We start from the raw sequence: 7257 nt of genomic DNA on the forward strand, positions 1-7257 counted from the left end.
GAGAGCCCATGGACCGCCTCGACAACACCGTCCGCCCCTACGCCTGGGGTTCCACCACCGCGATCCCGACCCTGCTCGGCACCGAGCCGACCGGCGAACCGCAGGCGGAGATGTGGATGGGAGCCCACCCCGGTGCCCCCTCCCGCACCGACCGGGGCACCCTCGCGGATGTCGTCGCCGCCGACCCGGAGAAGGAACTGGGCCCCGCCTCCGTCGCCCGGTTCGGCCCGCGCCTGCCGTTCCTCCTCAAGCTCCTCGCCGCGGGCGCCCCGCTCTCCCTCCAGGTCCACCCCGATCTGACGCAGGCCAAGCAGGGCTACGAGGACGAGGAACGCCGCGGCGTCCCCCTGGACGCCCCGCACCGCAACTACAAGGACGCCAACCACAAGCCCGAACTGATCTGCGCCCTCACCGAGTTCGACGGCCTGTGCGGCTTCCGGGCCCCCGTCGAGACCGCCGGCCTCCTCGACGGCCTCGGCGTCGACTCCCTCAAGCCCTACGCCGACCTGCTCCGCGCCCACCCCGAGGACGCCGCCCTGCGCGAGGCCCTCACCGCGATCCTCACCGCCGACCCCGAGGAGATGTCCCGCACGGTCGCCGAGACCGCGGCCGCCTGCGAACGCCTCGGCGGCGCCTACGCGCCCTACGCCGGCATAGCCCACCACTACCCGGGCGACCCCGGCGTCCTCGCCGCCCTGCTCCTCAACCACGTCCGGCTCCAGCCCGGCGAGGCCCTGTATCTGGGCGCCGGCATCCCGCACGCCTACCTGACCGGCCTCGGCGTCGAGATCATGGCCAACTCCGACAACGTCCTGCGCTGCGGCCTGACCCCCAAGCACGTCGACGTCCCCGAACTCCTGCGCATCGTCCGCTTCGAGCCCGGCGACCCCGGCGTCCTGCGCCCGGAGGCGTCCCCCGACGGCGAAGAGGTCTACGACACCCCCATCGACGAGTTCCGCCTCTCCCGCCACGTCCTCGCCGAGGGCACCGCCCCCCGCGACCTCACCCGCCACGCCCCGCAGATCCTGCTCTGCACGGCGGGCTCCGTACGGGCGGGCGAGCACGACCTGACCCCCGGCCGGTCCGTCTTCGTCCCGGCGGGCGAAAAGGCCGAAGTGTCCGGTACCGGAACCGTCTTCCGGGCCACCGTGCGTGTCTGACGGGAACGCGGCAACCCGGTCAGGCGCACCGGCGCCCGGCCGGACTGCAACAATGACCCACCGCAAAGGACGGGCAAAGCCGGTACCGGCCCAGCCTCTCCCGGGCGGCGTACACACGCAGACGAAGTCGAAGGGACAACGCGACACATGAGCGCGTCAGGCGGCACCAAAGCGATCATGGCGGCACTCGGCGCCAACCTCGCGATCGCGGTATCGAAGTTCGTGGCGTTCCTCTTCAGCGGCTCGTCGTCGATGCTCGCCGAATCCGTGCACTCGCTCGCGGACTCCGGCAACCAGGCCCTGCTGCTGGTCGGCGGCAAGAAGGCCCAGCGCGCGGCCACCCCGCAACACCCCTTCGGCTACGGCCGCGAGCGCTTCATCTACGCCTTCCTCGTCTCCATCGTGCTCTTCTCGGTCGGCGGCATGTTCGCCCTCTACGAGGGCTACGAGAAGATCAAGGACCCGCACGAGCTGGAGCACTGGTACTGGCCCGTCGGGGTCCTCGTCTTCGCGATCATCGCCGAGGGCTTCTCCTTCCGCACCGCCATCAAGGAGTCCAACACCCTGCGGGGCAAGCAGTCGTGGACGGAGTTCATCCGCCGCGCCAAGGCGCCCGAACTGCCGGTCGTCCTCCTGGAGGACTTCGGCGCGCTCATCGGCCTGGTCCTCGCCCTCGGCGGCGTCGGCCTCGCCCTGCTCACCGGCAACGGCGTCTGGGACGGCATCGGCACCCTGTGCATCGGCGTCCTGCTCATCCTGATCGCCCTCGTCCTGGCCGCCGAGACCAAGTCCCTGCTGCTCGGCGAGTCCGCGGGCGCCGAGGACGTCCGCAAGATCGAGGCCGCGACCGTCGACGGCGACACCGTCACCCGCATCATCCACATGCGCACCCTCCACCTCGGCCCCGAGGAACTCCTCGTCGCCGCCAAGATCGCCGTCCGGCACGACGAGACGGCCGCCGAGGTCGCCGCTGCCATCGACGCCGCCGAGGCCCGCATCCGCGCCGCCGTCCCGATCGCCCGCGTCATCTACCTCGAACCGGACATCTACAGCGAGACCGAGGCCGCCAAGGGCCCCGACCGCGAAGCGACCCCGGGCGGCCCGTCCACCAGCCACCACTGACGCCCCCCTCTCCCTCCTCCCGACCGGGGCCCGCCGAACCGCTCGGCGGGCCCCGGTCGCGCTTCGCACTCCCACGGAACGGCCGGATGTCGTCGGAGGCGGACTGGGGACGGAGGGTTCAGCGGTGTAGCTTGGGACGGAGCCAGACGTCGCTGCTGATGGCGGTCGGGCGGTCCGAGGACGGACCGGCCGAGGGAGAGAGGGCCTCCGACGGACTGCGCTGCGCGTACGCGGGCATGCCTGTGTCCTCTTCGGGGCACCCCTGTGTCCGCCGCCGCGCAGGTCAGCCGTAACCACCTCGAACCCAACCCGAGGAGCAGCCCGTAATGACGACTGTCGACAACCGACAGGACTTCAAGGTCGCCGACCTCTCCCTGGCCGAGTTCGGCCGCAAGGAGATCACCCTCGCCGAGCACGAGATGCCCGGCCTGATGGCGATCCGCGAGGAGTACGCCGAGGCCCAGCCCCTCGCCGGCGCCCGCATCACCGGCTCCCTGCACATGACCGTGCAGACGGCCGTGCTCATCGAGACCCTCGTCGCCCTCGGCGCCGAGGTCCGCTGGGCCTCCTGCAACATCTTCTCCACCCAGGACCACGCGGCCGCCGCCATCGCCGTCGGCCCGAACGGCACGCCCGACAACCCGCAGGGCGTCCCCGTCTTCGCCTGGAAGGGCGAGACCCTCGAAGAGTACTGGTGGTGCACGGAGCAGGCGCTGACCTGGCCGAACACCCCCACCGGCGGCCCGAACATGATCCTGGACGACGGCGGCGACGCCACCCTCCTCGTCCACAAGGGCGTCGAGTACGAGAAGGACGGCAAGGTCCCCTCGCCCGACACCGCCGAGTCCGACGAGCACCGCGTCATCCTCGAACTCTTCACCCGCACGGTGAGCGAGAGCCCGCAGAAGTGGACGCAGCTGGCGTCCGAGATCCGCGGTGTGACCGAGGAGACCACCACCGGCGTCCACCGCCTGTACGAGATGCACCGCGACGGCACCCTGCTGTTCCCGGCGATCAACGTCAACGACGCCGTCACCAAGTCGAAGTTCGACAACAAGTACGGCTGCCGCCACTCCCTGATCGACGGCATCAACCGCGCCACCGACACCCTGATCGGCGGCAAGACCGCGGTCGTGTGCGGCTACGGCGACGTGGGCAAGGGCTGCGCGGAGTCGCTGCGCGGCCAGGGCGCCCGGGTGATCATCACCGAGATCGACCCGATCTGCGCCCTGCAGGCGGCGATGGACGGCTACCAGGTCACGACGCTGGACGAGGTCGTCGAGACGGCCGACATCTTCGTCACCACGACCGGCAACAAGGACATCATCATGGCCTCGGACATGGCCCGGATGAAGCACCAGGCGATCGTCGGGAACATCGGCCACTTCGACAACGAGATCGACATGGCCGGTCTGGCGAAGATCCCGGGCATCGTCAAGGACGAGGTCAAGCCGCAGGTCCACACCTGGACCTTCCCCGACGGCAAGAAGATCATCGTGCTGTCCGAGGGCCGCCTGCTGAACCTGGGCAACGCCACCGGCCACCCGTCGTTCGTGATGTCCAACTCGTTCGCGGACCAGACCCTGGCCCAGATCGAGCTGTTCACCAAGCCCGACGCCTACCCGACCGACGTCTACGTGCTGCCCAAGCACCTGGACGAGAAGGTCGCCCGCCTCCACCTCGACGCCCTCGGCGTCAAACTGACCACGCTCCGCCCGGAGCAGGCCGAGTACATCGGCGTCAAGGTCGAGGGCCCCTACAAGCCGGACCACTACCGCTACTGAGCCACCGGCTCCTCCGAGGCAGGCCCCCGCACCCCCGTGCCGGGGGCCTGCCCCATGGGCGCCACGCCCGCATCAGCGGCCGGACCAGCCCGTCACCACCCAGGACACCCATGCCCCGCGGCCGTTATTCGCTCCACGATCCGCACGACCACACCCCCCTCGCGGAAGAACACTTCCAGTGCGCCCCCGGCCCCTCCGGCTGGCGCTACGTCTCCCGGCTGACCACGCCCACCGGAGACCACCTCGGCTCCGTCGACCTTGCCCTCGACGAACTCGGCCGCCCCATCCGCCTCGAACTCCACGCCGCCGACTGGCAGGTGCGCGGCGCGGCCGTCGACGGCGTCACCTGGGTCCGCACCGACCCCACCGGAGTCCACGCCACCGAAGGCAACGCGCGCGCCCACGCCTTCACCGGAACGTCCCCGGCCTTCCTCGTCGCCACCACCCGGCTCCTGCGCCTCACCCCCTCCGCACCGGCCACCCGCGTACGCCTCGTCGCCCTCACGGACCCGGTCCTCGCCCCCCGCACCGTGGACCAGTCCTGGGCCTTGGTGGACAGAGAAGCACACGCCACTGACAACGGCCCCCTCGTCGTGGACGAATACCAGGTCACGACCCTGGACACGGGCGAACAGCACGCCGTGCACATCGCCGGCGACGTCGTGCTCGCGGCCCCCGGCATCGAGCTGGAGGACCTCGAGTCACCGCCGTCCGTGTTCCCCGCGACCGCGACGGAACCGGACCCGGGCGCTTGACGCCCCCGTGAGACCGTGAAGCGCTCAGCGGGACACGACAGCGGCAGCCACTACGCCGGCGGCACGAACCCGGTGGCGGGACGTTCGTCCCGCGGCACCACCGGCGGCCGGGAACCTCGCGGGGCCGCCACCGGAGGCACCACCGGCGGACTCACCGGGGGAACCGGCGACGAGTACGTCACCGGAGGCACCGACGGCGCAGGCGGCGCAGGCGCGGCCGGCGTCGCGGCAGGGGCCAAGCCCTGGGGCGTACCGCCGCCGAAGGCCCGCCGGGCCTCCCGAGCCTGCCGTTCCTGCAGCACCGCCGCCAGATACGCGGCCGACGGGACACCCTGCGGCGCCGGAGCACCCGTGCGGACCGCGACGTCGGAGGCGAGCCGTTCCGCCATGGCCCAGCCGACCTGGGGATCCAGCTGCCCCATCCGCATCAGGTACTGACGGACGGCGAGCCACAGATCATCGGGCACCGCGGACAGATCGACCTCCGAGAAGCGCCCCGCCAGCCACGGCGGAGGCGGCGGCAGAAAGCCCGTCGCGACCGGTACCCGTTCCCGCACGACGAGAGTCCCCGCGAACACATCACCGACGCGGCGGCCCCGCGCCGACACCAAGGAGGCGATGCAGGCCACCACACCGAGCGTCATCAGGATCTCGACCACCCCGATCAGGCCCCGCACCAGCGCGTGCCGGAACCGGATCGGTCCGCCGTCGTCCCGCACCACCCGCAGCCCGCACGCCATCTTCCCCAGCGAGCGACCGTGACTGAGCGTCTCGACCGCGATCGGCCCGCCCACCAGCACCAGGACGAACACGGCGAGGGACAGCGCCGTCTGGGCCGCCGTGTCCAAGGACGCGGTCGACGCGATCAGGGCGATGGTGCACACCACATAGGCGACCACGGCCACCGCCAGATCGAGCAGGACGGCCAGGGCCCTGCTGGGCAGCCTCGCGGGACGCAGCTCCAGCGCCACCGCCTCGCCCGTCACCAGCTCGCTCACGCCTGCCGCCCTTCCCCTGGCTGCCCCCGTCCCCGCCAGTCTGCCAAGCTGAGGACGCACCACGCCGCAGTACGACAAGCTGATCCACGACGAGCCGCCGACGATAGCCGAGGAGCAGGCACACCGATGGACCTCGACGTCTTCGTCTCCGCCCACCGGGCGGAGTGGGACCGCCTCGACGCCCTGCTCCGGCGCCGGCGCCGACTCACCGGTGCCGAGACCGACGAACTCGTCGCCCTCTACCAGCGCACGGCCACCCACCTCTCCCTGATCCGGTCCAGTGCCCCCGACCCGCAGCTGACCGGACGGCTCAGCCAACTGGTGGCACGCGCGCGCAGTGCCGTGACAGGCACCCGCCGAGCCTCCTGGCGCGACGTCACCCGCTTCCTGACCCAGCAGTTCCCGGCCGCCGTCTACCGGGCACGTCACTGGTGGGTCCCCACCGCACTCATATCGACCGCCGTCGCGGTACTCCTGGGCTGGTGGATCGGCACCCACCCGGAGGTGCAGTCCACCATCGCGGCCCCCGGCGAACTGCGGGAGCTCACCCGCCCCGGCGGCCAGTACGAGACGTACTACTCCAGCCACCCCGCGGCGTCCTTCGCCGCCCAGGTCTGGACGAACAACGCCTGGGCCGCCGCACTCTGCCTGATCCTGGGCGTCTTCCTGTGTCTGCCGGTCATCTGGATCCTGTTCCAGAACATGCTCAACCTCGGCGTCGGGTTCGGCCTGATGTCGTCGGCCGGCCGTCTCGACACCTTCCTCGGTCTCGTCCTGCCCCACGGCCTGCTCGAACTCACCGCCGTCTTCGTGGCCGCGGGCACCGGCCTGCGGCTCGGCTGGACCCTCATCGACCCGGGCCCGCGCACCCGGCGCACCGCCCTCGCCGAAGAGGGCCGGGCCGCCCTCGGCATGGCGATGGGCCTCGCCCTGGTCCTGTTCGTCTCCGGCGCCATCGAAGGCTTCGTCACCCCGTCCGGCCTGCCCACCTGGGCCCGCATCACCATCGGCGTGGCCGCCGAGCTGGCCTTCCTGGCCTACGTCTACGTACTCGGCGGCCGTGCCGTACGCGCCGGCGACACGGGAGACGTCGACGAGGCGGAGCGCAGCGCCACCGTGCCGACGGCCGCCTGATGTGCATCAGCCCCCGCAGAGCTGCTACTGTCCTCTTCGTTCCCGCAAGAGCCGTTGACACGGATCGAGCGGGGAGGTAGATTTAAACAGTTGCCTGGAGATGGGTTCACCCCACAGGGCGACAGTGAACATCTACTAGGTTCTCTCCCGGATCATCGAATTCGGAGAAACCATCCTCCCGATGAATCGGAAATGAACGGCCGGTCAGACCGGCTCAGAACTTCTGATAAAGTCGGAACCGCCGGAAAGGGAAACGCGGAAGCGGGAACCTGGAAAGCACCGAGGAAATCGGATCGGAAAAGGA

The 7257-nt window shown here is 70.9% G+C and carries 6 protein-coding genes; 5 read left to right on the plus strand and 1 reads right to left on the minus strand.

Features of this window, described 5'->3' with window-relative positions; all coding sequences use genetic code 11:
- The first annotated feature begins 8 nt into the window (after nt 1-8).
- The 4 genes from manA to ACIRFH_RS34470 all read left to right on the plus strand — a co-directional run bounded on the left by manA (nt 9) and on the right by ACIRFH_RS34470 (nt 4821).
- The gene (manA, locus tag ACIRFH_RS34455; protein ID WP_403529839.1) at nt 9-1160 is read left to right on the plus strand and encodes a mannose-6-phosphate isomerase, class I; all 1152 of its coding nucleotides are present in this window, start codon (nt 9-11) and stop codon (nt 1158-1160) included.
- 147 nt (nt 1161-1307) lie between these two features.
- Complete coding sequence (locus tag ACIRFH_RS34460; RefSeq protein ID WP_403529841.1) at nt 1308-2282, plus strand: cation diffusion facilitator family transporter; 975 nt, start codon at nt 1308-1310, stop codon at nt 2280-2282.
- Between the two features lie 326 nt (nt 2283-2608).
- Nucleotides 2609-4066, plus strand: a complete 1458-nt coding sequence (ahcY, locus tag ACIRFH_RS34465; protein ID WP_403529844.1) for an adenosylhomocysteinase — start codon at nt 2609-2611, stop codon at nt 4064-4066.
- Between the two features lie 110 nt (nt 4067-4176).
- On the plus strand, nt 4177-4821 hold the full coding sequence (locus tag ACIRFH_RS34470) for a hypothetical protein (protein ID WP_403529847.1): 645 nt from the start codon (nt 4177-4179) through the stop codon (nt 4819-4821).
- Nucleotides 4822-4871: 50 nt separating this feature from the next.
- Here ACIRFH_RS34470 and ACIRFH_RS34475 read toward each other — a convergent pair whose 3' ends face one another.
- Nucleotides 4872-5819, minus strand: coding sequence for an RDD family protein (locus ACIRFH_RS34475; protein ID WP_403529850.1), 948 nt, complete (start codon nt 5817-5819; stop codon nt 4872-4874).
- A gap of 126 nt (nt 5820-5945) precedes the next feature.
- Here ACIRFH_RS34475 and ACIRFH_RS34480 point away from each other — a divergent pair, with 126 nt between their 5' ends.
- The gene (locus tag ACIRFH_RS34480; RefSeq protein WP_403529853.1) at nt 5946-6953 is read left to right on the plus strand and encodes a stage II sporulation protein M; all 1008 of its coding nucleotides are present in this window, start codon (nt 5946-5948) and stop codon (nt 6951-6953) included.
- The last annotated feature ends 304 nt before the right edge of the window (nt 6954-7257 follow it).

Source organism: Streptomyces sp. NPDC093586, from assembly GCF_044764905.1.
Lineage (GTDB): Bacteria > Actinomycetota > Actinomycetes > Streptomycetales > Streptomycetaceae > Streptomyces.

Coding starts and splice junctions, on each gene's coding strand:
- manA (WP_403529839.1), top strand. CDS start 9: ATGGACCGCCTCGACAACACCGTCCGCCCCTACGCCTGGGGTTCCACC.
- ACIRFH_RS34460 (WP_403529841.1), top strand. CDS start 1,308: ATGAGCGCGTCAGGCGGCACCAAAGCGATCATGGCGGCACTCGGCGCC.
- ahcY (WP_403529844.1), top strand. CDS start 2,609: ATGACGACTGTCGACAACCGACAGGACTTCAAGGTCGCCGACCTCTCC.
- ACIRFH_RS34470 (WP_403529847.1), top strand. CDS start 4,177: ATGCCCCGCGGCCGTTATTCGCTCCACGATCCGCACGACCACACCCCC.
- ACIRFH_RS34480 (WP_403529853.1), top strand. CDS start 5,946: ATGGACCTCGACGTCTTCGTCTCCGCCCACCGGGCGGAGTGGGACCGC.